A 25,486-nucleotide genomic window follows, 5' to 3' on the forward strand; every position below is an offset into this window, starting at 1 on the left:
GCGAAACGCCCTGTCCTTGTGATGGGCGCGTCTCACCGGGGGATAGATGTTTCGAACGACCAGACACCACGCCCTTGCGGCGTCAGTGGCGCTTGCGGCCATGGTCGCCGCCGCGCCCGCACTGGCGCAGGACACTGGTCCTACTTTCGATATTCGCGCCTTTCAGGTGAAGGGCAACACCGTCCTGTCGCCGGAAGCGGTCGAACGGGCGGTCTATCCATACATGGGGCCGGGGCGGACGGCGGACGATGTCGAATCCGCCCGCGCGGCCCTGCAGTCGGCGTTCGAGGACGCAGGCTATATCGCCGTTTCGGTCTATACGCCCGAGCAGTCGGTCGAGGGCGGCATCCTTCAGTTGGAGGTCGCCGAACAGGCCATCGGCCAGGTGCTGGTCGCGGGGACGCGCAAGCCGGACGCCATCCGCGCCCAGGCGCCGTCGCTGACGCCTGGCCACACGCCCAATCTGCCAGACTTCCAGCGCGATGTGATCGCTCTGAACCAGATCGCCACCCGTCGTGTGACGCCGGAACTGCGCGCAGGCGAGGCGCCCGGCACGCTGGATGTCGTGCTGACGGTCGAGGAAAGCGCGCCCTACGGCGCCTCCATCGAGGCCAATAATTTCCGTTCGGCAGCGACCACTCCGTATCGTGTTGCGGCCAGCCTGCGTCACGACAACCTGTTCGGACGCGGCGACAGTCTGTCGGTTTCGGCCCAGGTGGCGCCGGAACGGATCGGTGACGGCAAGGTCTTTTCGGCCAACTATCTGCACCGTCTGGGCGCGGGCGCGCAGTTGCTGTTCTACGGCGTCTCATCCGACAGCGACATCGCTGTGGTCGGCGGCACCAGCGTGATCGGCAAGGGCACGATGCTGGGCGCGCGCTACATCCGGTCGCTGGGATCAAGCGACGGCTTCTATCATTCGATGACCGTCGGCATCGACTGGAAGGATTTCTCCGAGGACGTGATCCTGGGGGCCGACCGGGCGTCGGCGCCGATCGAATATTTCCCGCTAATGGCCTCGTGGCGCGGCGACTGGACCGGTGAAGGCCGAAAGAGCGACCTGACGATTTCGACCACCTTCGGTCTGCGCGGACTGGGTGAGGCCTGGGAGGCGTTCGACGCCAAACGCTACAACGCACGTCAGAGCTTCTTCGCCGTCAAGGTCGATGCTCAGCATACGGAAGAACTGCTCCACGGCCTGCAACTGAACACGCGCCTGACCGGGCAGTGGTCGCCTGCGCCGTTGATCTCCAATGAGGGTTTCTCGGTCGGCGGATCATCGACCGTGCGCGGCTATTTCGAGTCTGAAGCCCTGGGCGATTACGGTGTCGCCTTCCAGAACGAGCTTCGCAGCCCCAGCCTGTTCAACGGTTTGCCCGGGCTGACCGAACTGCGGCTCCATGCCTTCTGGGACGCGGGCTACGTCAACCTGCATGACCCGCTGCCAGGCCAGGGGCCTGACCTTTTGATGAGTGCAGGCCTGGGCGGCCGCATCCGTCTCTTCGAACACATCAACGGCGCGCTGGATGTCGGCGCGCCTCTGATCTCCGGCACGAACAGCGTCGCCGGCAACGTCTTCTTGCGCTTCCGCATCTTTGGGGAATTCTGATGTTTCTGACGGCACGTTTCAAGAAGGGCGTCGCAGCTGGCGCGCTCGCGGTCATGGTGCTGGGCGCGGCGACGCCCGCCTTGGCTTCGGGCTGGTGGCAGGGTGATTATTCGTATCGGACGAAGATCAATGTGAACGCTCAGGGTGCGGGCGTGACGGCGGATGTGAACCGGGCGCCGGTTCTGGTGCGTCTTCACACCGGCAACTTCGACTTCGCCGATGTGAAGAAGGACGGATCGGACCTGCGGTTCGTGGCGGCGACGACCGCACGCCCCTGGCCTTCCACATCGAGAAGTGGGCGCCGGATGAGCAGCAGGCCCTGGTCTGGGTCGATGTGTCGGGTCTGAAGCCCGGCGCGGCCCAGGCGATCTACGCCTACTACGGAAACGAAAAGGCTCAGAGCGGCCAGCACGTCTCTGGAACCTATGGCCCGGACTATCGTCTGGTCTGGCATTTCGATGCGGCGGGCGCCCCGCGCGACGCCACCGCCAACGGCCTGAACGGTGCGGGCGGCGAAGGTCGCAACGCACGCGGCCTGATCGGCTCCAGCCTGTCGCTGGACGGCGGCGCAGGCGTGTCGGTTCCGGCCCAGGCCTTCACCGGCGGCCCTGTCTCGGTCAGCTTCTGGGTCAAGCCCGCTGCTGACGGCCAACTGTTCGCCGCGCCGGGCCTGAGCCTGGTTTCGGACGGAGCGACCCTGTTCCTGGACGCCAACGGCCAGCGCAGCGCGGGCGCCGCCCTGCCGACCGGAACCTGGGCCCATGTCGCCGTGGTCAACGACGGCGCTAAGTCGACGCTGTACGTCAATGGTCAGGCGGCGGGCGAGGTCGCGGGCGTGATCGGCGCCGGGCCCGCCGTCCTGGGCGCGGGCTTGCGCGGCGAGGTGGACGAATTCCGGGTGGCGGGCGCGGCCCTGCCGCAGTCCGTCTTCCAACTGGCGGCGGCGTCGGAAGGGCAGGGGGCGAAGCTTCTGAGCTTCGACACGGCCGAACAGACAGAGAGCGGGGGCCACAACTATTTCGGCATCCTGTTCAAGGCCCTGACGGTCGACGCCTGGGTGGTGATCATCATCCTGGGCTTCATGCTGGGCCTGGCCATCTGGGTCATGATCTCCAAGGGTCTGCTGCTGGGCCGCACCGCGCGCGCCAACGAAGACTTCCTGAACGCCTATCGCCAGTCGGCCCGCGCCTCGAACGGCCATGACGGTCTGGGCGTCCTGCCGCCGACCCTGGCCGAGCATTCACCTCTGGCGCGCCTGTATCAGATCGGCCGTCAGGAGCTGGGCGTGCGTCTGGCCGAGGGACAGGCGTCGGGCAGCCGCTTCGCCATCCGCCCGCAATCCATCGCTGCCATCCGTTCGGCCCTGGACGCCGGCCAGGTGCGCGAGAGTCAGAAGCTGAACAAGTGGATGGTGCTGCTGACCATCGCCATCTCGGGCGGACCTTTCATCGGCCTGCTGGGCACGGTTCTGGGCGTCATGATCACCTTCGCCTCGGTGGCGGCGGCGGGCGAGGTCAACATCAACGCCATCGCCCCCGGCATCGCCGCGGCCCTGCTGGCCACGGTGGCGGGTCTGGCCGTCGCGATCCCGGCCCTGTTCGGCTACAACTATCTGCTGAGCCGGGTCGAGGACATCTCGGCCGACAACCAGATCTTCGTCGATGAGCTGGAGAAGCGCATCGCCGAGACCTGGCAGGACGCCCCTGCCGCTCCTTTGGCCGCCGAATAGGAGGCGGCCATGCAGGTCCAGGGCAAGAAGCCGTACAACGAGATCAACATCACGCCGCTGGTCGACCTGACCTTCGTGCTGCTGATCATCTTCATTCTGCTGACGACGGCGGCGGTGCAGGGGATCAAGGTCGACCTGCCGTCGGCCTCGGCGTCCCAGTCGCTGAACGAGCCCAAGTCGCGGGTCATCGCCGTGGCCAATGACGGCACGGTGTCGATCGACGCCGTGCCGGTGTCGATGGCCGAGCTGGAGGGCGAACTGCGCACCTCCATCGCCTCGGAGCCGGAGACGGCGGTGATCCTGCGCGGCGACCGGGCGGTCCAGTACGATCAGATCATGCAGGTGCTGGACCTGTGCTCCAAGGTGGGCGTCGCCAGCCTGGGCATGGCCTCCACCCGTCCGCCGGGCGAGGGCTGAGAGCCATGACCTACGCCTTCATGGCCGACGAGCCGCCGCCCCCGCGCCGCCGCTCGAAGATCAGCTGGCCGGTCGTAATCGTCGTCGGGGTTCTGGCGGTGATCGTGGCGGTCACCTTCCTGCGTCCCTCCACGGTCAGCGAGCGTCAGCGCGAGGACAAGACGGTGCGGGTGGTTCTGCCGCCCCCGCCGCCTCCGCCGCCGCCAGAGGTCAAGCCGCAGGAGCAGCCGCCCGAGCCCAAGCCCACGCCAATGGACCAGCCGGTCGATCAGGCTCCGCCCCCGCCTGACGCTCCGGCCCAACCGACCCTCGGCGACAGCGCCCTGACCGCCCGCGAAGGCGCCGGACCCTCCAACTACGGCCTCGCCGTCGGCGACGGCTCCGGCACGCGCATCGGCGGAAGACCCGGCGGCGGTGACGGCGGCTTCGGCGCCTACGCCAATCTGGCGCATGGGGCGATCCGTCAGTGGGTTCAGGCGGACGCCGTGCTGGCGCGGGGCAGCTACACCGCGCGGCTGATGGTGACGGTGTCGCCTGAAGGTCGGATCGTTTCGGCCCGTCTGCTGAACTCAACCGGCGACGCTGCGCGCGATGCGCGGCTGCAGGAGCGGGTTGTCGGACTGCAACTGCCGCAAAAACCGCCTGCCGGACTGCCGGTGATGCGGATCGAACTCAACGCCCGCGCGGGCGGCTGACGGCCATGCCGCGCCAGCCCGCCGAACCCAGAATGCTCAAGGGAACGCCCATGAACCGCCTGTCTCGTCTGAAACCCGCCCTTCTGGCCTGCACCGCCGGGCTGTCGCTGATGGCGGCCAACCCCGTCATCGCCGGAGAGGTGGATTCGACCCGTCTGCTGGAGCTGATGGTGGCCAAGGGCCTGGTCACGCGTGAAGAGGCCGACGGCCTGATCGCCGAAGCCTCCACGCGTCCTGCACCTCTTCCGCCCGTCCCCGCTGGCGGCGTCGTCAACGGCGTCCAGACCATCCCCTATGTGCCGTTGGTCGTGCGTGAGCAGTTGAAGGCGGAACTGCGCGCCGAACTGGGAACCCAGGCTCAGGCCCAGGGCTGGTCGGCGCCCGGCCAGACGCCGGAATGGACCCAGCGCATCACCCTGAGCGGCGATGTCCGCGTGCGCGCCGAGGGCCTGTTCATGGACAAGGCCAACAGCGACATCTTCGAGGACTTCGGCGCCATCAACGCGGGCGGCGGTCAGAACATCAATGACAAGACGCCGGGCTATATTGCTCCGCCCTACCTCAACACCCTGGAAGACCGGCAACGCGCTCGGGTCCGCGCGCGTCTGGGCATCAATGTCCGCATCGACGACTGGATCTCGGCCGAGGTGCGGATCGCGACCGGTAACGACAGCTCACCCGTCTCGACCAACCAGACCCTGGGCGGCAATGGCGAGTTCGGCAAATACGCCCTGTGGCTGGACCGCGCCGCCATCCATATGACGCCCGTCGAGAATGTCGATCTGAGCCTTGGCCGGTTCGCCAATCCATTCTGGACTTCGGACCTTCTGTTTGACGACGATCTCAACTTTGACGGCGTCGCGGTTTCGGCCCGCCACGGGTTCGGCGAGAATCTGAACCTTTTCGGCACGGTCGGCGCCTTCCCGATCTTCAACACCAGCCTGAACTACGGCACGCGCAATGCGGCGGTGGGCCAGGGCAGGTCGTTCAAGAGCCAGGACAAGTACATGGGCGCCGTTCAGTTCGGCGTCGACTACCGCCCGATGGACCGGGTGCAGGTCAAGGCGGCGGCGGGCTACTTCTACTTCGACGGCGTCGAGGGCGAAGTCTCCAGCCCCTGCTACTGGTACGAGCAGACCTGCGACACTGACGCGACGCGTCCGGCCTTCCAGCAGTTCGGCAACACCCTGTTCCCGATCCGCAGCGTGATCGCCGACCCGAACAATCCGGTCGGCAGCCCGGAGGTGCAGTATTTCGGTCTGGCTTCGGCCTATGAGGTGCTGAACCTGCGCGCCCAGATCGACTATGCGCTGGACCAACGCACCACGGTTCGTTTCGAGGGCGATTACGTCAACAACCTGGGTCTGGATCGGGCGCTGGTCGCAGCGCGCGCCGTCAACAACCTGGGCCCGATGGTCAACGCCACGACCTTCGGTCCGTGGGACGGCGGCGACACCGGCTGGTCGGCGCGCCTGAGCGTGGGGCAACTGGACATCGTCCAGCGCGGCGACTGGAACCTGACGGTCGGCTATCGCTATCTGGAATCCGACGCGGTTCTGGACGCCCTGGCCGAAAGCGATTTCCACATCGGCGGCACCAACAACCGCGGCTGGACGGTCGGCGGAAACTATGGCCTGGGGCGCAACACCTCGGCCGGGTTCCGCTGGATATCGGCAGAGGAAATCGCTGACGCGCCCTTCTCGGTTGATCGCCTGCTGATCGACCTGGCGACCCGGTTCTAAGAGACCGGCCGTGGCGATGATGTTCCTGACCAGAACGGCGGCGGCCCTGTATCCCCACAGGGCTGATCGTCCCATCGCCGCGACCCAGACGGCGCACGGCGTTTCCGGTTCCCGCCGGTTCCTGCGACCCGCTTCGTCGTCTTTCCCGTCCGGTATGCGATGTGCCGGACGGGAGCTCATTCGCGTCGTGCTGATCGGTGTGGCTCTGTCCGCGCCGGTCGGTGCGTCGGCCCAGTCGCCGCGCTCGTCGGCCCCAACGCAGATGAGCCCGGTGGTCGTGCCGCCTTCGACCGAAGGGCCTTGTGTTCAGGTGGATGTCGGGGGCTATCGCGCGGGTCATCTGGATTGCGCGGTTCAGCGGCTTCAGGCAGCCGCGCGGCAAAGTCAGGCTCAGGCCCGAACAGGGATCGATGTTCCGACCGCCGGTGCGCCTGATGTCCAGGTCGGCGTCGCCAGCCAGTCGGGCGTGAGCCTGCGGTTGGGGCCGAACCTTGGCGTCTCGGCGCAGGCCTGGCGTCCCGACCGTCCAGCAGCGCCGCCACGCCGATGAGCATCCCGAGTTTCATTTCGATTTTTCACGCCCGCCGCATGGCGCCTGGCGTCCTTCTCAATCCTGCCCGCGCCGCCGTGATCCTGGCTGTTGCGCACCTGGAGTTCGTCCGATGATGTTCCAAGCTCAATCGCTGCGTAATCGTCTGTTGATCGGCGCGTCGCTCGGCTCAATGCTTCTGGCGGGCGTCGCAGAGGCGCAGAATGGCCGCATCTCGGGCGGCCGAAGCGCAGGTGTTGATCCGGCGGCCGCCGCTGCACGCGCGGCCCAGACCGAGGCTTTGCGTCAGGGCGACGCCAACGCGGCCACACGTCGCGCGCTGGAGAGTTTCACGCGCGCCGCCGCAACCCGCCAGGCCATGACGGATGCGCAGACGGCGGCCCGCGCCGCCGCCTTCGCCGCACAGAGCACTGTCCCCAATGGTCTGGGGCAAGGTGGTTTGCAGGTCGCCGAGGGCGTCACTCTGGACCCCAGTCTCTGGGTCGGGGCCAACGGTCCGAAACAGACGATCGGCGCCGATGGCCGCACTCTGGTCACCGTCGACCAGACCCGCGAAAAGGCGATCCTGACGTGGGACAGCTTCAACGTCGGGCGTGAAACCGATCTGGTCTTTGCGCAGGACGCCTCCAACTGGGTCGTGCTGAACCGGGTGACCGACGTGTCGGCGGACCCGACCCGGATCCTGGGCAACATCAAGGCCAACGGATCGGTCTTCATCATCAACCGCAACGGTGTGATCTTCGGCGGGTCGTCGCAGGTCAATGTTCGCAATCTCGTCGCCTCGACGGCGGATATCTCGAACATTCAGTTCATGGAGCGGGGCATCCACTCCAACGTGGTGATGCCGCCGGAGTTCTGGCTGCCGCCGATCACTCTGCCCGCCTTCACCAATGCGGGCGGCGATGTGATGGTCGAGGCCGGCGCCCGCATCCAGACCATCGCCCCCGCGACTGTGGTCGAGGGTGGCGGCTATGTCATGCTGATGGGCAAGGCGGTCGAGAACCGCGGGACGATCGTGACGGATCGCGGCCAGACCATTCTGTCGGCGGGTGACAACTTCCAGGTTCGCGGCGGTTACGGCACTCTGGCCAACCAGGCCTCGACCACCCGTGGGCAGGAAATCGCCATCACCCTGGATGCGGGCAGCACCAACGGGCGTGTTGTCAACACCGGCGTGATCGAAGCCCGCGAAGGTGACATCACCCTGGCCGGTCATACTGTCGTTCAGGGCGGCGTGGCGGTGTCCACCACCTCGGTGAACACGCGCGGCACGATTCACCTGCTGACTGACCTGTCCGATGCGACCAGCAGCATCACCCTGACCGGAAACAGCCTGACGCTGATCCTGCCGGAGCTGGACAGCAAGACGACGGCGACGAACGCCCAGCGCGATGCTCTGATCACGGAATCCCTGACCGCCACGGGCCGCCCCTCGCTGCTGAACAACCAGGGCATCGGCCGTCTCATCTATCTCCAGCCTGACCGCAAGGACCTGTCGCGAGTCGAGATCAGCACCGGCGGCGAGGCCATCTTCGAGGGCGGATCACAGACCATCGCCCAGGGCGGGCAGATCGCGGTCGTGGCGATGAAGCGCACCACCATCGACAGCGGCGCGCTGCTGGACGTTTCGGGCGTCCAGGATGTCATGATGGACATGGCGTCCAACAATCTGAAGATAAACGTCCGGCCCTTCGACATGCGCGATTCCGCGCTGAACCGTGAAGGCGACGGCATCCGCAGCACCGACGTCTGGATCGATGTGCGCGATCTGGTCCTGATGCCCAGCGGCACGGGCGGCCATGTCGGGGATCGTTATTATACGCCGGGCGGTCTGCTGGAAGTCGGCGGTCACCTGGGCAACACCGCGCATGGCATCGGCGAATGGACCTCCGTCGGCGGTGTCATCAACATCAACTCCAACGAGATCATCATCAAGGACGGCGCCGTCCTCGATATCTCGGGCGGGTCGATGCGCTATGCAGGCGGCTATATGCAGTCCACCCGGATGATGGGTTCGGACGGCCGGATGTATGACATCGGCCAAGCCCCTGCGGGCGTGAAGATGCTGTCTATCGGCGACGCCTTCGTTCGCAGCCATGACCGTTGGGGCGACGCCTATACGCAGGTCTATGGCCGCCCGCTGTTCAGCGGTGGACGCAGTGCGCGTTGGGAGGACGGCTACACCGTCGGACGTGATGCGGGCGTCATCACCCTGTCGGCGCCGACGGTGCTGATGCAGGGACAGATCATGGCCGACGTGATCGTCGGTGAACGTCAGATCAATGCGCGGCCGCAGACCTCTCCGACGCTGAACGAGAACGGCGTCGTCAATGGAATGCCTAACCGCCTGGATGGTTACGGCCTGCCGCAGAACGTCTCGCCTCTGGCGGGCGGTCTCTATATCGGCGCGGGCCTGGCCCAGAACTATTCGCCTGCGGCCCAGACGGTTACGCCGTTCGACAACAAAGTGGTCATCGGCGACGCGGCGACCGTGGCGGGCGGCGTCAAGCAGAACCAGGTCTTGATCTCTGCGGACACCATCAATGATGCGGGGCTCGGCGCCCTGCGCATCGCGGGCGGCAAGATCACGGTCCAAAACGACGTGATCCTGGCCAATGGCGGGCAACTGGCCTTCGCCGCGACGGAGATCGCGGTCAACGCCGATCTGACCGCGCGCAGCGGCTCGATTTCTCTGGCGGCGATCCAGCCCTGTTCGTCGGGCTGTTCGACGGTGACGGATCTGAGCGTGGGCGAGGGCGTGCGGCTGGATACGCGCGGGCTGTGGGTCAATCTGGCGACGGGCACCGACCGGGCCGACATGGCGCATCTGGATGGCGGCGCCATCGTGCTGGACAGCCGACAGGGCGATCTGCGCCTGGGCAAGGGCAGTGTCGTCGACGCCTCAGCGGGCGGCGCGATCCGCGAGGATGGTTCGTTCGTCAGCGCCAATGGCGGCGACGTGGGACTGGGTGTCGGTTTCCTGGTTCGCGAGAACGCCAACGAAATGGTTCTGGGCGGTGAAGTCCGTTCCTATGGTTCCGGCGACGGCAAGGGCGGACGCCTTACGCTGTCGGCGGCTGGGCGACCGATCACGATTGGCGAATCCGTTCTGGGCGGCGGCGATGTCCTGCATGCAGGTCAGCCGCTGCCAATGGACCTGCAACTGAGCGAGGCTCTGGTTCTGGGCGCGGGTTCGGAAATGCCCTTCGACTACAACTACGTCGTCGATCGCGTTGGGCCGGGCGAAGCCTTCCCGACAGACACGGACTTCAGTTTCGATGGGCTGGAGCTGACCCGGGACTGGGAAGTGCCGCCAGGCATGGTGATCTACGACAACGACTGGATGGAGTATTACGAAGGCGACATCCTGCCTGCAGGTTCGTCACTGGCCTTCGGATACGGCACTGTGCCAGCCGGCTACATCCTGCCTGCCGACCTCTTCCCAAATGGCGTGCCGATCGCACCGCTCTCGTTCAACTACACCAAGGGATCGGTGCTGGACGTCGAGCTGAAACTGCCCAAGGGCTTCACGCTGGCGGCAGGGACCATCCTGCCGGTGGATGCGTCGGTGGCCAAGCCGCTGCATCTGGATGCGGGCTTCTTCCAGAGCGGTTTCTCCAACTACGACATTCGCGCGGGCGGCGACCTGCAGGTTCGCGGCGTCATCGATGTGACCGCGCCAGTGCGTCGCTACACCACGACCAGCGCCGACATCGCCAGTGGCGCAGCGCCCGAAGACGCCATGGAGTTGTGGCTGCCCGAGATGTTCCGCGAAGATGCGGTCAACGGGCGCTTCATTCAGCGCCGTGGCGCAGGCCTGACCCTGACGGCGAACGGTGTCGGACCCCGCAACTGGATCAGCCCCTTTGGCGGCGTGATCAGCGATCCTTTGAGCACGGGTAATGTCACCGTCAGCGCCGACAGCGTGATCCGTGTCGATGACGGACAGTCCGTCAACCTCAACGCCGCCCAGAGCATACTGATGGACGGACGGATCGTGGCGCGCGGCGGCTCGGTCAGCATGACCGCCGGACCTAAGGAAAACACCAACCGAGACTATGCGGGCAATGTGATCCACTACGACGCCTCGCGCGCCATCTGGCTGGGTGAGAACAGCGTCGTTGACGTTTCCGGCCAGGCCCGCACGGCGATCGACGCACGCGGTCTGCGCTACGCCAATGTCTCCAGGGGCGGTTCGATCACGATTGGCGGCGAGACGTCCGCCTATGTGGTCGTGCGTCCGGGCGCGGTGCTGGACGCCTCGGGTGCTGCGGCCGAAATCGACTATCTGTCGACCACCCTGCCAGAGACGCGCAACACGCTGAAACTGGCGACGGATGGCGGTTCGATCGCCTTCTGGTCGCAATATGGCGCCTTCCTTGACGGCGACATGCGGGCCCATGCAGGCGGCGAGGGGGCTTCGGGCGGGTTGCTGTCCGTCACCCTGACCACGCCCTACCTGCCTGCGTTGGGTTCGCCGACGCGCGACATGCCTGACTATATGCGCCAGTTGCGCAGCATCTATCTGGATCAGACGCACGAGACCTCGTTGCGCTCCGACATCCGCTTCGGCGACTGCATCACCGGCTGCTGGACGCCGGGGCAGACCAGTGCTGAGGCGGAACTGAGCAATGAAGGCGTCGCCAACTTCGTCGGACAGGCCCGTGTGGGCGTGGATCAGATCAAGAAGGGCGGTTTCGGCAGCCTGGCGCTGGTCTCGGATGACGTCATCCTGCTGAACGGCGCAATCGATCTGAACCTGTCACGAAACCTGACGCTGACAGGCACGATCGCCAATCTGGATGGAGACGCAGATGCACGCCTGAGCGCCGCCTATGTGAAACTGGCCGGCGCCGGTCGAATGCTGGGCAACGAGCAGGTGTTCCGCCAGACAGGGGCTCTGGCCCTGATCAAGCGTCCTGAAATCGGCCGGGGTGATCTGACAATCACGGGCGGACTTGTTGACATCGGCAGCGCGCAGTTCGGGGTCAATGGCAGCATTGGCTTGAGCAACGGGCGGATGCGCGACTACGAATATGCTGCGCCAAGTGTCGTCAATATCACGAGCCGTAGCGACATCCGCATGATCGGCGGCGACCTGAACGCGCTGAGCAATATCGCGCTGACGGCGGCCCAGATCTATCCGCTGACCAATGCGAACGCAGGCATCTACGCGGGCAAGTTCTCGTATCGGATTCCGGGCAATACCAGCATCTGGAACACCCTGATGGCGGGGGGGACAGTCAGTTTCCACAAGCTGGAGGGCGTGACGCCGTCGGCCCCGTTGTCCCTTTACGGCTCGCTGACCGTGGGCGCTGACATCATCAACCAGGGCGGGGTGCTGCGTGCGCCTCTCGGATCGATCCAACTGGGTGTCGGCGGCTATTCCTTCGTGCCCGGCCCCGAAGCGCTTGAGCCCGGCCAGACCAGCTGGAGCCAGGTGGCGATGACCACGTCCGAGATCAATCTGCTGAACGGCAGCCTGACGTCGGTCAGCGCACGCGATCTGGTCATTCCATTCGGCGCCACGACTGATGGCCTGACGTGGCTGCTGAACGGTGTCGAGAAGGCGGCGACCAATCTGGTGCAGGGCGTCACGGTTCTGGGTTCGCTGCGCGCCGACGAAGGTTCGGTGCTGGACCTGTCCGGCGGCGGCACGCCTGCGGGGGGCGCCTTCATCAACGGGCGCGGTGGTTCAGTCGATATCCTGACCACGGCCTTGGCCAACGTTAACCCCGCCTTCCAGGGGCTGAGCCACGCCGACAACAAGGTTTACGCCATCGTCCCCGACTACAAGGGGTCGGTGACGCCCACGGCGCTGGCGGGTCATGCCCAGCCGGGCGTGGGCCAGCAGATCGTGATCCCGGACGGCGTGCCGGGTCTGCCTGCCGGAGCCTATATGCTGCTGCCGGCCGAGTTCGCCCTGATGGAAGGGGCGTTCCGTGTCGAACTGGGTTCCAGCCTGCGTGCGGGCGCAGGGGGACTGAACACCCTGGCGGATGGCTCCGTGCATCTGGGCGTAAAGACCACTTTCGCGCATACGACGGCCGAGAACGCCTTGCCGGTCGAGGCCATCCTGACCTCGTCCAAGACGGTGCGGACCTATTCCCAGTATAATGAAACCAGCTTCGGCGACTTCCTGATCGCGGCGCCGGCAAAGGCGCAGTTCGACAATCCGCTGTCGTTGTTGCCGCAGGATGGCAAGGCCTTCATCCTGGCCCTGACCCCGCCCCGTGATGACAGCGACCGCCCCGTCTTCTCGTTCAAGGGCAAGGGGCTGTTCGATGCGGCAAAGGGCGGCATCGGCGGCTCGCTGGCCGTGATCGGCGGCAATCCCTATAGCATGGGGAACCTGACGCTTGAGATCCTGGGTGCAGGCGGCGTGGCCGCGCCGGGCGCATTGTCACTGTATGCGGCCGATCTGAACGCTGTCGGCGCCAAGGTCATGACCATCGGCGGCGTGGCGCAACGGTCGCTGGGCGCCAACATCAACGACATCCTGGTCACGGCGGGCGGCGGCTTGCCGAACGGCATCGGATTCAGCTCGGGCTTCGGCGGCGTGACGATGCGGGAAGGTGCCGAGCTGATCGCGCCGCAGGTCCTGCTGATTACGAACGGCGAGGGTAATATTTTGGTCGAGAAGGGTGCGCGGATCAGCACCCTGGGCAAAGGCGATCCAGCCTTCTCGTCGGCGATGGGCTATACGTTGCGGGCGGACAACATCAACCTGTTGTCGGTCTCCAACGGGCTGCTGGAATACACCTCGGTGGCAGGTTCTTCTGGCTCTGGCGCCGTCACGGTTGAGGATGGCGCCTCCATCTACACCGACGGCACGCTCAGCTTCGTCAGCCCCGGTGCGGTGCGCCTGGGCGAGAACGTCAACTATGGCGCGCGCTACCTCGGTTTCTCGACCGGCTCGGTCAATCTGGGCGCGACGGAAGCGCTTGCCGAGGCGGCGGCGCAAGGCATTCTGCCAGGCGGCATCGCGCTGAACCAGACCGTGCTGGACCGCCTGATGCGCGGCGATGCGGCCAGTGGCGCACCGCGTCTGGAGCGCCTGATGCTCAGCGCCAACCAGTCGATCAACTTCTATGGTTCGATCAGTCTGGACACGCGTGACGCGGCGACCGGCAAGTCCAGCCTGCAACTGGTGCTGAATACGCCTGCCCTCTATGGCCACGGCACGGCGGACGATGTTGCGCGCATCACCACCGGAACCCTGGTGTGGAACGGCCTGCTCGGCAATCACGGCACACCCATCAACCCCATCCCCACGGTCGCCTTGCCGGGCGCAGTCATCGCCAATGGTCCCGGCACGGGTCTGGGCAAACTTGATCTAGTCGCTGAGCGGATTGTGCTGGGCTATCAGGACGGCGTTCTGATTGATGCAACACTTCCGCTGAACCGCCTGGCGCTGGGCTTCAGCTCGGTGAATCTGACGGCCTCGGATCGGATCGAAGCCAACCATTATGGCGATCTTGCCGTCTATCAGTCTCAGCCTGTCTATGGTCAGGCGGGGCAGGGCGGGGTTCTGAACCTGACGACGCCGCTGCTGACCGGGCAGGCGGGTTCGCGTCTGCACTACAAGGCGGGCGAGACGATCAATGTCCGCCGCCCCGAAGGGCTGGCCGCATCAACCGGCAAGGTTGAGGCTGCTCTGGGCGCTGAAATCCGCCTGACAGCGGGCACGGTTCTGGCCGACACCACCATCGCCCTGCCCAGCGGCAAGCTGGTGATGACGGCGACGACGGGCGATATCCAGCTTCTGGACGGCGCCCGCCTTGATCTGGCCGGACGCGATACGAAGTTCTTCGATGAGACCCGCTACAGCTGGGGCGGTGATGTGGAGCTGGAAAGCACCCATAGCTCGGTTCAGCAGGCCGCCGGTTCGACCATCGACATCAGCGCCGACTACAATCATGCAGGCTTGCTGAAGGTCACGGCGCTGCAAGGCGCGGTGGCGCTGAACGGCTCCATCAATGGGCGCGCCCGCAACGGCGACAAGCCTGCCGATCCGGCAATGCGCAATGGTTCGATTGATGTGCGTGCTGGAAGCCTGAACGACTTCGCCACCCTGAACCGTCGTCTGACGGAAAACGGCGTCACGGAATCGCGCAGCTTCGTCATCAAGACCGGCGACCTGACCATCGGCGACGAGGTTCAGGCCCGCCATGTCTCCATCTCGGCGGATGGCGGCGACCTGACGGTGACGGGAACAATCAACGCCAGCGGTTATCGTCCCGGCTCGATCCGGCTGTCGGCGCGCGACGATCTGACGTTGGCTTCAACTGCGGTTCTGGATGCCAGCGGCAAGACCCTCATTGTGGATGGGTATGGCGCCGTGATCGACGCCTCCAACCGCGCCACGGTCGAGCTGACCTCGGCGGGCGGTCTGTTGACCCTGAACTCCGGTGCGACGCTGGACCTGTCGGCGGCAGACGGCGTCAAGCGCGGTCAGGTCGAGTTGAACGCCCGGCGTCTGGGCGCCGACGATGTGGCTATCGACGCCCGTGGCCCGCTGACGATCAAGGGCGCGAACAGCCTGTCGGTGAACGGCTTCCGCACCTACCAACCAACAGGCGGGGTCATTGATCAGGCCCTGATGGACGGCGTGCATGTCGACAGCACCGCCTTCATCAACGCGGCCCTCGGCAATGCCGCCCTGCTCAGCCGAATGTCTGGCCTGACGACCTATGCCGACGCCTTCCATCTGCGTCCGGGCGTCGAACTGCGCAGCGCGCCCGGCGACAGCCTGCGCGTGTCCGGCGATTTGAACATGGCGGGTTACCGCTACGCCAGCCTGAACGCAGCGACGCCCCTGACCCAGGTTTACGGTTCGGGTGAAGCGGGCGTGCTGTTGATCCGCGCCGCCGACAAGCTGGATGTCTACGGCAGCATCACGGACGGCTTCGCCGAACCGGCGCGCACGCCTGATGACAACGGCTGGGTCCTTTATCCCGGAACGCAGGGCATAACGACGGAGTGGGTGGCCGATCACCAACTGTCGGCTCCGCTCAAGCTGGCTGAGGGGGCGCAACTGCCGATGGGGGTCAGCCTGACATTCGACGCCCCGGTCAAGGGCTTCAGCGTCAAGCGCAACACCCTGATCGGCGCCGAGGTGCAACTGGCCCAGTCCTACACCCTGAGCCAGGACTGGGTGGCGACATCGACGATCCGCCTGCCGGACGGCAGCGTCATCGCCAAAGGCGCGATCATGACGGCGGGAACGGTTCTACCCGCCCAGTGCACTCTGGGGGCGGGCGCCGTCCTGCCGATGGACGTTGATCTGATGGCCACGACCTGGCCCAAGGGCACGCCCTTGCCCAGCGTGGTGACACTGTCCGCCTCGACCCAACTGCAGATCGGCGACATCCTGCCGCGTGACAGCAAGATCGAGATCGATGGTCCGTTCGGTCTCATCAGCAAGCCACTGGTTCTGACGTCGCCCTACACCCTTGTCGGCGATCCCACGCTTTCGACCGCCAGCACCATTCCGGGCGGCGCCAACTCGACCGCTGTGCTGACGTTTGATGTCATGATCCGGTCAGGCACGGCCCTGCGTCGCGACAGCGGGGTGATCCCGTTCGGCTTTGAGTCGAACTCGAGCATGTCCGCCCCGACCGGCGGCTGGGTTCCCACGGCGCCCATCTGGGCCAGCAAGGCTGCCTTCACTGCGGGAGCGGCGCCGATCTGGACCCCAGGTCAGACCGTGACCACGAGCCTGGCGGCGGGCGTCTGGTTCGGCGCGGGCACCGTCCTGCCACGCCAAAGCGCGGGCACGGCGGGTAACCTGTCGATCCGCGCCACCCTGGTTCCGGCGGGCACGCCGTTCAACCTGTTCAACACCGCCAACGTCTTCCTGAACGCAAACGTCGTCGTGCCTGCGGGCGCCGTCATCCCCGTCGGCGTCAACATGCAGCCGGTCGGCGGCGTCATGCAGAACACCCGTCCGATCCAGGCGGACGGAACCCAGGGACGCATCTGGGCCGTGGCTCCGATGCTGGAGCGGGGCTCGCAGTCCTGGTCGATGCGCCTGGTCGCCGGCGCTGATCTCGGCTCTGCGGATAGTCGCGCCCTTCGCGCCGCCAGTGAAATGGCCCCAGCCGGTCAGACCGGTAATCTGACGCTGTCCGACCGCCACTTCTTCAATCCGCAGGCGACAACTGAATCAGGCCTGCCTGCCGCCCAACTTACGGCGCTGAAGCGGATGCAGAACTTCAGCGTCATCCGCACCGGAACCGGATCTCTGGATCTGCTGGCCGGTGGTTCCTACGAACAGTTGTCACTGTACGGGGTCTATACGGCGGGCACGCCGTCTGAGGACATCGGCGGGCTGACGCTGGACGGCTACAACGTCTTCAATCAGCCTCGCGCCATTCTTGCGGGCGGTGCGAACCTGGCGAATCCATGGATCGGTGCGGGCTTCGACGGCTATGCCGCCTCCATTCAGGACTACCGCGCCTGGTATCCTGAAAACGGCGGCGATGTTCTACTGGCCGTACAGGGGCGGATGATTGGTTACGCCACCGGCCGTTCAGGCGGTTCTCAGCGCGTTGGCAGCGGCTCGGTCGGCAACTGGCTGTGGCGTCAAGGCGGCTATGGGGTGAGTGAGGGTATGACGCCCCAGATGGGCGAGGACATGCCTACCGCCTGGTGGATCAACTTCGGCGGCTATGTTCCGAATAATTCGGCCAGCATCACCACCACGGTCAACTTCAACGCCCCCATGCTGGAAGGTTTCATGGGCGTCGGTGCCCTGGGCGGAGGAAACCTGACGGTTCGCTCCGGCGGCGACGCCGGGGTGGTTGCTGACTGGTCGCGTGTCGGCCATAGCACTCCAGACAGCAATCGCGCGGCGATCGCCAGCACGGGTCTGAACTTCGCCGTCGGCGGCACAGGGCGCGTGACCTCTGTCACCCGCACCTCCGGCGTGGTCACAAATGGAACCCTGGTCCAGACGGGCGGCGGCGACATCAATATCCTGATCGGCGGTCGTCTGAACGGCGGCGCGGATATGCTGGGGCAGGACCTGGCGGGATCGGTCGTCAGCCTGCGTGGCGACATCAATCTGATCGCGGGTGCTGTCGGGCGGATGTACTATTCCTCCGCTCAGATCGCCATTGATCCACGCAAGCAGGACCTGACCAGCACGGTCATGCAAACTCCGGTGGGCGGATTGACGGTCGTCATCGGTGACGGCGCTGTCCGATTGGATGCGCGCGGGGATCTGGTGTTGGCCGGCGTTGGCGATCCGGGCTCGATATTGCCTTCTGTGGCAGGGGCTTCGCTGGGCTATCTGAACGACCAGGGCGTCTTCGTGCGGCCTGACGGCTTCATGATGAACTCCAGCTTCTCGCTGTGGCATGACGACACCAGCATCAATCTGTTCAGCGCAGGCGGCAATGTGACGCCGGTGACGCTGGCTGGGGGCAACGCCAAGGCGCGCGATGGCCGCTACTGGTATCCGCCGATCCTGAAAGTGGTCTCGGCCAGCGGCGACATCTTCTGGGATGGCGAGCGTTGCGACGATTACACCTGCAACCTCAATCCGCTCGAACTGGCGCCTTCGCCTGTAGGACAGGTTCAGTTTCTGGCCAGACGCGCGATTGCTGCGGGTGGTTACCGAACGGCTGACGGACAGGGCATCCATGCTGCGGGCCTGCCGATCGCCCTGTCGGGCATGTCGAATGCACTGGACCTTTTGCCCAACCCATTCCGTCCGGCGTTTGTCACGGGCTTCGAGCGCACGCCTAGTTTCAACATCAACACGCCGTCGCCGTTTACGGGAAACAATCCGAACGCTATCGGATCCCTGCTCAGTTTCCAGGATGATACGGCCACCGGCACGCTGTTGCAGGCCAGCAAGCCGCCTGCGCTCTTCTATGCGGCAGGCGGTGACATCAGCAATCTGAACGTCGGTTTCGTCACCTACATCGGGCAAAACACATTTTATGTGAACTCGGGCGCAGCCAAGATTCGGGCCGGTCGGGACATCGTCAATCTGGGCACCGGGCCGGCGATTGGTTGTGGTCTGTACGCCGGTATCGATTGTCGCAGCGTGATGAGCATTCCAGGCGTCTTCGGTGCCGGTGGTCTGGTGGTGCATAATGATCAGTCCGACATCACCCTGATCTCGGCGGGTCGTGACATCATCTATGGCAACATGACCGTCGCCGGACCGGGCAATCTGGTCGTGGAGGCGGGGCGCAATATCTATCAGTCCGACAAGGGGCGTTTCACCTCGGTCGGTCCGCTGTTCAACCTGTCGCCATCGACCCGCAATGGCGGTGCGGGCATCAGCGTCATGACCGGCGTTGGCGCAGGAGGCCCTCAGTATGACGCCTTCAACGCCCTCTATCTGGACCCGGCGAACAAGGCCGAGATCGGTCGTCCTCTGGCCGATCAACCGGGCAAGGTGGTTAAGACCTATGAGGTCGAACTGGCCAAGTGGTTGTCGGATCGCTTCGGCTACAAGTCCACCGACAGCACCGACGCCCTGGCCTATTTCGGCAAGCTGGACGAGGGACAACGCGCGGTCTTCGCCCGACTGGTCTATTTCGACGAGCTGAAGGCCGGTGGTCGCGAATACAACAACACCGACAGCAGCCGCTTCGGCTCCTATCTGCGCGGTCGTAACGCCATTGCGGTCCTGTTCCCCGACAAGGACGCGCAAGGACACGACATCTCCTATGCTGGCGATCTGACCATGGTCGGCGGCTCGGCCATCCGCACCCTGTTCGGCGGCAATATCGAGGTGCTGGTCGCCGGTGGTCAGGCCATCGTCGGCGTAGGGGGCGCGATACCGCCATCGACCGCGGGCATCCTGTCCATGGGTTCTGGCGACATCGACATCTATGCCCAGGGATCAGTGCTGCTGGGCCAGAGCAGGGTCTTCACCACCTTCGGCGGCGACCTGTTCATGTGGTCGGCGACGGGCGACATCAACGCCGGTCGCGGCTCGACATCGACCGCCGTCTATCAGCCGCCGCGCCGGGTCTATGACAATCTGGGCAACGTGACCCTGTCGCCGCCGACCCAGAACACCGGCGCCGGCATCGCCACCCTGGCGCCCATCCCGGAAATCCCGGCGGGCGACATCGATCTGATCGCACCCCTGGGCACGATCGATGCGGGCGAGGCGGGCATCCGCGTCTCCGGTGACGTCAACCTGGCGGCGCTGCAGGTGTTGAACGCGGCCAATATCGAGGTGAAGGGCAGCGCGGTCGGCATCCCGGTGGTGGCTGCGGTCAACACTAGCGCGCTGACGGCGGCGTCCAACGCCACCAGCACTGTCGCCGCAGAGGCCACGCGCCTGGCCGAGCGCGCCCGCCCGATCACCCGCGACATGCCGGCGATCATCACCAGCCGCTTCCTCGGCTTCGGCGAAGGCTGATCGTTCGTAACGAAGGGCGTGTTCGATCGACGCGCCCTTCTCGATTTTTCTGGAGTAACCCGATGACCACCCTGACCCCGGAGGCCTCTGCGCTTCCGCTGTTCTATCGTGATCCCCAGCCGCTTTCGTCGGCGGCCCATTCAGAATGGCGCCTGCGGGACGGCGACGTCAGTTTCGCCGCCGACACCGCCTATGCGCCCATCGTCGTGGGTGAAATGGCGGCGGCCAGCGCGGCCTATCCCGTGCTGTTCTCCGGCGACACGGCCCAGCCCATCGTCGTCCTGGGCATGCAGCAGTCCAACCTGTTCGTGACCGACGGGCGTTGGGACGCCGCCGCATACGTTCCGGCTTATGTGCGGCGCTATCCGTTCGGCTTCATCGCCACGGTCAATCCTGAGGGCTTCGCTCTGGCCATCGACGCCGGGTCTGATCGGGTGGTGAAGACGGGCGGGCAGGGCGCGCCGCTGTTCGAGGATGGCCAGCCCACGGAACTGACCCGTCAGGCCCTGTCCTTCTGCGACGCCTTCCAGGGCGAGGCTGCGGCGACGCAGGCCTTTGGCCGGGCGCTGAAGGCGCAGGGCCTGCTGATCGACCGGCGCGCCGCCGCCACGCTGAAGGACGGCCGAAAATTGGGTCTGGACGGGTTCCAGATTGTCGATGTCGAGCGTTTCAACGCCCTGCCGGATGATGTGGTGATCGACTGGCACCGCAAGGGTTGGCTGGCGATGGTGCATTTCCATCTCGCCTCGCTGGATCGGTTCCGCAACCTGCTCGACCGGATGAACGACAGCAAATCCGGCGTCATCGGCGTGTCACCCGAAGATGCTTCTGCTCCCGTCGTACGGCCTCAGGCCGCCGCTTCGAAAACCAAGTCTGCGAAAGCCTGACCATGATTTCCCGTATTCTTCTGTCCGCTGCGGTCATCGTCGCGATGCCTGCCGTCGCCTCTGCCCAGACTATCGGCGGCGCCCGCCAGGCCGTCACGCCTGCGCCTGCGCAAAGCCAGTCGCTGGGCGGACCGGTCATTCCCGGCGTCTGTCTTCTGTCGCGTGAAGCCGTCTTCGCCAACGCCGCCGTCGGTCGTGTCGCCACTGCCCGTCTGGCGGAACTGACCCAGGCCGCCCAGGCCGAGATCGACGCCGAGCGCGCGCCCATAGAAGCCGCCGCACGCGCGCTTGAAGGTCAACCGGAAACCGACCAGCTTCGCGCCCAGGCTCAAACCCTTTCACAGCAATGGCAGGCGCTTCAGCAGAAGGCCACCCACAATGGCCAGGAGATCGAAGCCACCCGCATGGTTGTGATGGAACGCATCGCTAACGAAGCCCAGCCGATCATCGCCCAGGTCTATGCCGAGCATCAGTGCGGCCTGCTGTTCGACCGCGCCTCTGCTCTTGGCGGCAATTTCGCCAATGACCTGACGGCAGGTGTGGTGACGGCTCTGGACGCGCGGATCTCCACGATCAGCTTTGACCGCGAGCCCCTGTCGACGGCGCCAGCCGCCGCCGCATCCTCGGCGCCCGCAACTCAAGCCCCGGCCCGCCGCCGATGATCACCACCGCGTCCATAGGCAAACGCCTTCTGGCTCTGACAGCGGCGCTGGGCTCGGTGTTCACCGTGGGCGCGGCCTCCGCCCAGACCGAGCCAGGCGCCGCTCAGCCCCCGCCGGCGGAATGGCTCGCCTATGCTGAGAACGTTACGGAGGCGGTGACCTCCTGGCTCGAAGCCGATACGGACGCGGCAGCCCGCATGCGTGTTCGTCTCGACTCGCTGCGCCGCTCTACCGATACGCCAACAGCCTTGATGGAAGTTCGCATCTGGCTCGCACCTGACGGTCGTGTCGCCCGCATTTTCGGCCCCCTGCCTGACGACGCAGAGGCCGCAGCCGACATGACCTTGATCGCCGCATCAGCATTGCTCCCGGCTCCGCCTGCAGACATGCAGCAGCCGCTTCGCGTGGGTGTTCAACTGGAGCCCGACTTCGTCCATTAAACGCTGGAACCTGGCCGATCTGAAACCAGCGGCTCGTCAGCGCTCGAGCGCAACCAGTTCGTCGGTCATGCGCACCAGATCGGTCAGTGAGGCGGCGCCCATTTTCTTCATGGATTTTGCGCGGCGGACTTTGACGGTGATTTCCTTGACGTCCAGTTCAGCGGCGATCTGCTTGTTCAACTGGCCCCGCACGACCAGACGCACGACCTCGCGTTCACCAGGGGTCAGGCTGCGCCAGCGGTCTTGAAGGGACGAGGTCGAGACGGCTTGCGCCAGTCGCTGGCGGTCACGCTCTAGGGCGACCTGAACCGCGTCCAGCAGGTCCTGATCGCGGAAGGGCTTGGTCAGGAAGTCGACGGCGCCGTCCTTGATCGCCTTGACGCCCATGGCGATGTCGCCGTGACCGGTGATGAATATGACCGGCAGGCGCACGCCCAGCCGCTCCATCTGCTGATGAAAGTCCGTTCCGCTCTGGCCCGGCATCCGCACGTCCAGGATCAGGCAGGCGGGGCCCTCGCCGCGCGGCGCGGCCAGAAAGTCCTGCACTGAGGCGAAGACGCGGGTGTGCAGGGACACGGAATCCAGCAGATCCGCAAGGCTGGCGCGCAGCGAGGCGTCGTCGTCGATCACATAGACGGTGGGCGCTGGCTGATCCGGGGTCATGGCTTGTCTCCGGCGACGGGCAGGTCGAAGGCGAAACGGGCGCCGCCCAGAGGCGAGGTCTCGGTCCAGATGCGCCCGCCATTGGCCTCGACGATGGTGCGGCAGATGGTCAGGCCCAGGCCGAAACCGCCGGTCTTGGTGGTCCAGAAGGCGTCGTAAAGATGCTCCGCCGCCTCGGCTGACAGCCCCGGGCCGTTATCGGCGACGGCGACCGTCAGGCGGTCTTGGACCAGACGGGTGGTGACGGTCAGTCGGGGGCTGAGTTTCGGGACGGCGGATGCGGCCTCGATCCCGTTCAGCAGCAGGTTGCTGACCACCTGCTGCACCTGCACCCGGTCGGCGAAGGCGGCAGGCAGGCTCTCAGACAGGTCCGCATTGATCACCGCACCGCTGGCGCCCGCCGCTGACGACGACAGGGCGATGATCTCGGTCACGGCGGCGTTCAGATCAAAGATGGACGAGGCGGGCGCCTCGTTGCGGGCCAGACGCCGCACGCGATCCAGGATCTCGCTGGCGCGATCGGCGTCGCGGGTGATGCGGTCGACGGCGGCCAGGGCCTTTTCGGTGTTGGGCTGGGGCTGGGTCAGCCAGCGGCGTCCGGCTCCGGCGCTGGCTGCGATGGCGGCCAGGGGTTGGCTGACCTCATGGGCGATGGAGGCGGTCAACTGGCCCAGCGTCGTCAGACGGGCGATGCGGGTGATGCGTTCGCGGGCCTCGTGTATCTGGGCTTCGGCGCCCTTCAGCTTCAGGCCCAGATAGGCGGTGACGCCGATGGCGACCACGCTGATGCCGGTGTTGATCAGGCCGATCTTGTAGTCGCCGGACGGCGTCAGCACGAAGCTGAGGCAGGTCAGGACCACGCAGGCGACGGCCAGCGCCGCCACCGCCCGCACGCCTAGAAACCGCGTCGCCACCAGCATGACCGCCGTGTGGAAAATGGCCACGGCGACGGCGTAGTCGGTCAGGGTGTCGGCGATGAAGATGGCCGCGACGGCGAACACCAGGGCGGCCAACACGACGGCGTAATTCGATCTGATCCGTGCGGCGCTTGGCAAGCCCGTCATCTCCGTTGCTGCGCCCAGCTTAGGTCAAGGCGCAGGTCTTGTCGCCCGCCTGTCAGGCTTCGGCGATGCGCCAGCGGGCGGCGGTGATGCGGGGCTCCAGGCTGAGGCGACCGACGATCTGTTCGACCAGACGGTCCTGCCGATTCTCGGCGTGGATGGCGGCGCGCACCTCGACATTGGTTGAACCTTCCAGATCGGCGCTGACCAGTTCGCGGATGTGAAGCGTCTCGCCCAGTCCGCCCAGCAGCAGGGCGCGGACATGGGCCTCGGCGTCGCTGCGGCAGACCACGCTGACGGCGTAGCAGCTTTCCAGTTCGGTGTGGCGGGCGGGCTGGCGGTCCAGCAGGCGCACCAACGGGCGCAGCAGGGCGTTGACCGCGATGATGAAGGCGGTGGCGACGGCGGCGTGGAAGAAGAAGGCGGCCCCGCACATGGCCCCCACCGCCGCCGAACACCACAGGGTCGCCGCCGTGTTCAGGCCGCGTACGTTCAGCCCTTCCTTGAAGATGATGCCGCCGCCCAGAAAACCGATGCCTGACACGATCTGGGCCGCCACGCGGGTCGGGCTGGCGTCGCCGTCGAACTGCGCCGAGAACTGCACGAAGGTGGCGGCGCCCAGGGCGACCAGAGTGTTGGTCCTGAGGCCCGCCAGTCGTTGCCGCCATTGCCGCTCGAACCCGATCAGGCCGCCCAGCAGGAAGGCGCCGCCCAGCGCCAGGACCGCCTGTCCCAGTGTGTTGAAATCGGTCATGTCTCGTCCTTTCGTCTCAGTTCCAGCCAGGACCGGCGCCCCGGAAGGTCAGCCCCAGCGTCAGCGTCGTCTCGCGCCCCCCGTCCGGCAGGCCGACCAGCAGGTCGACGTCCACCGGCCCCCGGCGCGGGGTCCATCGCAGCCCCGTCTGGACGCCTAGGGGCTCTGCGTGACGTTGATACGTCTCCGCCATCAGCAGCAGGCCGGGGCGCAGGTCGTATTCGATCTGGGCGCCATAGAAGGCGGCGTTGCGATGCTGGGCTGACGGATCGTGGTCCCAGGCCAGGTTGGCGTTGAAGCGGGCGCGGTCGCTGATCCTGATCGTAACTGGCAGAGTGACGGCGGCGCCCTCCAGCGCGCCGGTGCGGAGGCTGTAATGAGCGGCGGCGCCGACGGCCCAGTCGACGCGCGCGCCTTCGGTCCCAAGGTTCAGCTTCAGCGCCGGTCCGACGGTCGTGTTCCAGCGGCCGTCTTCGCGCACGCCGATCAGGTCGCCGCCGACCTCCAGACGCGGCAGGGCCTCCAAGGTGCAGGCGGGCGAGGCGTTGACCAGTCGGCTGTTGCGGCTCCAGGTCGTCCAGCTTTCGACATGGCACTGACCGGGCGTCTCGACCCCGGCGTCGTCGATGACGTGCGGCCCGGCGCCCGCATTGGCCCGGGGAACCCCGATCAGGAAGAAGGCGCCCAGCAGGGCCAGATAGACGCCAAGCGCGATCAGCCGACGCCAGACGAGGCGCAGGATGGACAGGGAGGTGTAGCGGGTGAAAACCGTCTTTCGAACGAGGGAAGGACGGGCGAAGGAAGGCAAGATGAAGGACATGAGAAACGCTTTCGGCAGGGCGACGGCAGGCAGCCGTCATCGGGCCGAAACCGCGCTCAGTCGG

General features: G+C 66.0%; 15 protein-coding genes. 11 read left to right on the forward strand and 4 right to left on the reverse strand.

From position 1 onward, the window contains the following. Window positions 1-46: 46 nt before the first annotated feature. From KWG56_RS01355 to KWG56_RS01405, 11 genes are all read left to right on the forward strand, one after another. Window positions 47-1,609, forward strand: coding sequence for a ShlB/FhaC/HecB family hemolysin secretion/activation protein (locus tag KWG56_RS01355; RefSeq protein ID WP_219353435.1), 1,563 nt, complete (start codon window positions 47-49; stop codon window positions 1,607-1,609). Next, window positions 1,609-1,956: a hypothetical protein gene (locus tag KWG56_RS01360; RefSeq protein ID WP_219353436.1), complete on the forward strand. Its 348-nt coding sequence runs from the start codon at window positions 1,609-1,611 to the stop codon at window positions 1,954-1,956. Before KWG56_RS01355 ends, KWG56_RS01360 begins: the two co-directional genes overlap by 1 nt. Further along, a complete protein-coding gene (locus KWG56_RS01365) occupies window positions 1,929-3,338 on the forward strand; it encodes a MotA/TolQ/ExbB proton channel family protein (RefSeq protein ID WP_244999717.1) in 1,410 nt (469 codons plus the stop codon). Before KWG56_RS01360 ends, KWG56_RS01365 begins: the two co-directional genes overlap by 28 nt. A gap of 9 nt (window positions 3,339-3,347) precedes the next feature. After that, window positions 3,348-3,755 carry an ExbD/TolR family protein gene (locus tag KWG56_RS01370; RefSeq protein WP_219353437.1) on the forward strand — a complete coding sequence of 136 codons (408 nt, stop codon included), beginning with the start codon at window positions 3,348-3,350 and terminating at the stop codon, window positions 3,753-3,755. Between the two features lie 5 nt (window positions 3,756-3,760). Beyond that, window positions 3,761-4,450 (forward strand): energy transducer TonB, encoded by a 690-nt coding sequence (locus tag KWG56_RS18675; RefSeq protein ID WP_244999593.1) that lies wholly within the window; start codon window positions 3,761-3,763, stop codon window positions 4,448-4,450. Between the two features lie 50 nt (window positions 4,451-4,500). After that, window positions 4,501-6,192, forward strand: a complete 1,692-nt coding sequence (locus KWG56_RS01380; protein ID WP_219353438.1) for a putative porin — start codon at window positions 4,501-4,503, stop codon at window positions 6,190-6,192. 10 nt (window positions 6,193-6,202) lie between these two features. Further along, window positions 6,203-6,742, forward strand: coding sequence for a hypothetical protein (locus KWG56_RS01385; RefSeq protein ID WP_219353439.1), 540 nt, complete (start codon window positions 6,203-6,205; stop codon window positions 6,740-6,742). A 112-nt stretch (window positions 6,743-6,854) separates the two neighbouring features. Continuing rightward, entirely contained in the window at window positions 6,855-20,135 is a 13,281-nt protein-coding gene (locus KWG56_RS01390; RefSeq protein WP_219353440.1) for a filamentous haemagglutinin family protein, read from the forward strand. A 62-nt stretch (window positions 20,136-20,197) separates the two neighbouring features. After that, the gene (locus KWG56_RS01395; protein WP_219353441.1) at window positions 20,198-21,022 is read left to right on the forward strand and encodes a SapC family protein; all 825 of its coding nucleotides are present in this window, start codon (window positions 20,198-20,200) and stop codon (window positions 21,020-21,022) included. 2 nt (window positions 21,023-21,024) lie between these two features. After that, the gene (locus KWG56_RS01400) at window positions 21,025-21,684 is read left to right on the forward strand and encodes an OmpH family outer membrane protein (RefSeq protein ID WP_219353442.1); all 660 of its coding nucleotides are present in this window, start codon (window positions 21,025-21,027) and stop codon (window positions 21,682-21,684) included. Continuing rightward, window positions 21,681-22,124: a hypothetical protein gene (locus tag KWG56_RS01405; RefSeq protein ID WP_219353443.1), complete on the forward strand. Its 444-nt coding sequence runs from the start codon at window positions 21,681-21,683 to the stop codon at window positions 22,122-22,124. The genes KWG56_RS01400 and KWG56_RS01405 overlap by 4 nt, the downstream gene beginning before the upstream one ends. A 36-nt stretch (window positions 22,125-22,160) precedes the next feature. Here KWG56_RS01405 and KWG56_RS01410 read toward each other — a convergent pair whose 3' ends face one another. The 4 genes from KWG56_RS01410 to KWG56_RS01425 all read right to left on the reverse strand — a co-directional run bounded on the left by KWG56_RS01410 (window position 22,161) and on the right by KWG56_RS01425 (window position 25,422). Beyond that, on the reverse strand, window positions 22,161-22,787 hold the full coding sequence (locus KWG56_RS01410; protein ID WP_219353444.1) for a response regulator transcription factor: 627 nt from the start codon (window positions 22,785-22,787) through the stop codon (window positions 22,161-22,163). Continuing rightward, window positions 22,784-23,842, reverse strand: a complete 1,059-nt coding sequence (locus tag KWG56_RS01415; RefSeq protein WP_219353445.1) for a sensor histidine kinase — start codon at window positions 23,840-23,842, stop codon at window positions 22,784-22,786. Before KWG56_RS01415 ends, KWG56_RS01410 begins: the two co-directional genes overlap by 4 nt. A 61-nt stretch (window positions 23,843-23,903) precedes the next feature. Further along, window positions 23,904-24,602, reverse strand: a complete 699-nt coding sequence (locus tag KWG56_RS01420; RefSeq protein WP_219353446.1) for an MgtC/SapB family protein — start codon at window positions 24,600-24,602, stop codon at window positions 23,904-23,906. A 16-nt stretch (window positions 24,603-24,618) separates the two neighbouring features. Continuing rightward, window positions 24,619-25,422: a hypothetical protein gene (locus tag KWG56_RS01425; RefSeq protein ID WP_219353447.1), complete on the reverse strand. Its 804-nt coding sequence runs from the start codon at window positions 25,420-25,422 to the stop codon at window positions 24,619-24,621. Window positions 25,423-25,486: the final 64 nt, after the last annotated feature.

The organism is Brevundimonas nasdae (assembly GCF_019395145.1).
Taxonomy (GTDB): domain Bacteria; phylum Pseudomonadota; class Alphaproteobacteria; order Caulobacterales; family Caulobacteraceae; genus Brevundimonas; species Brevundimonas nasdae.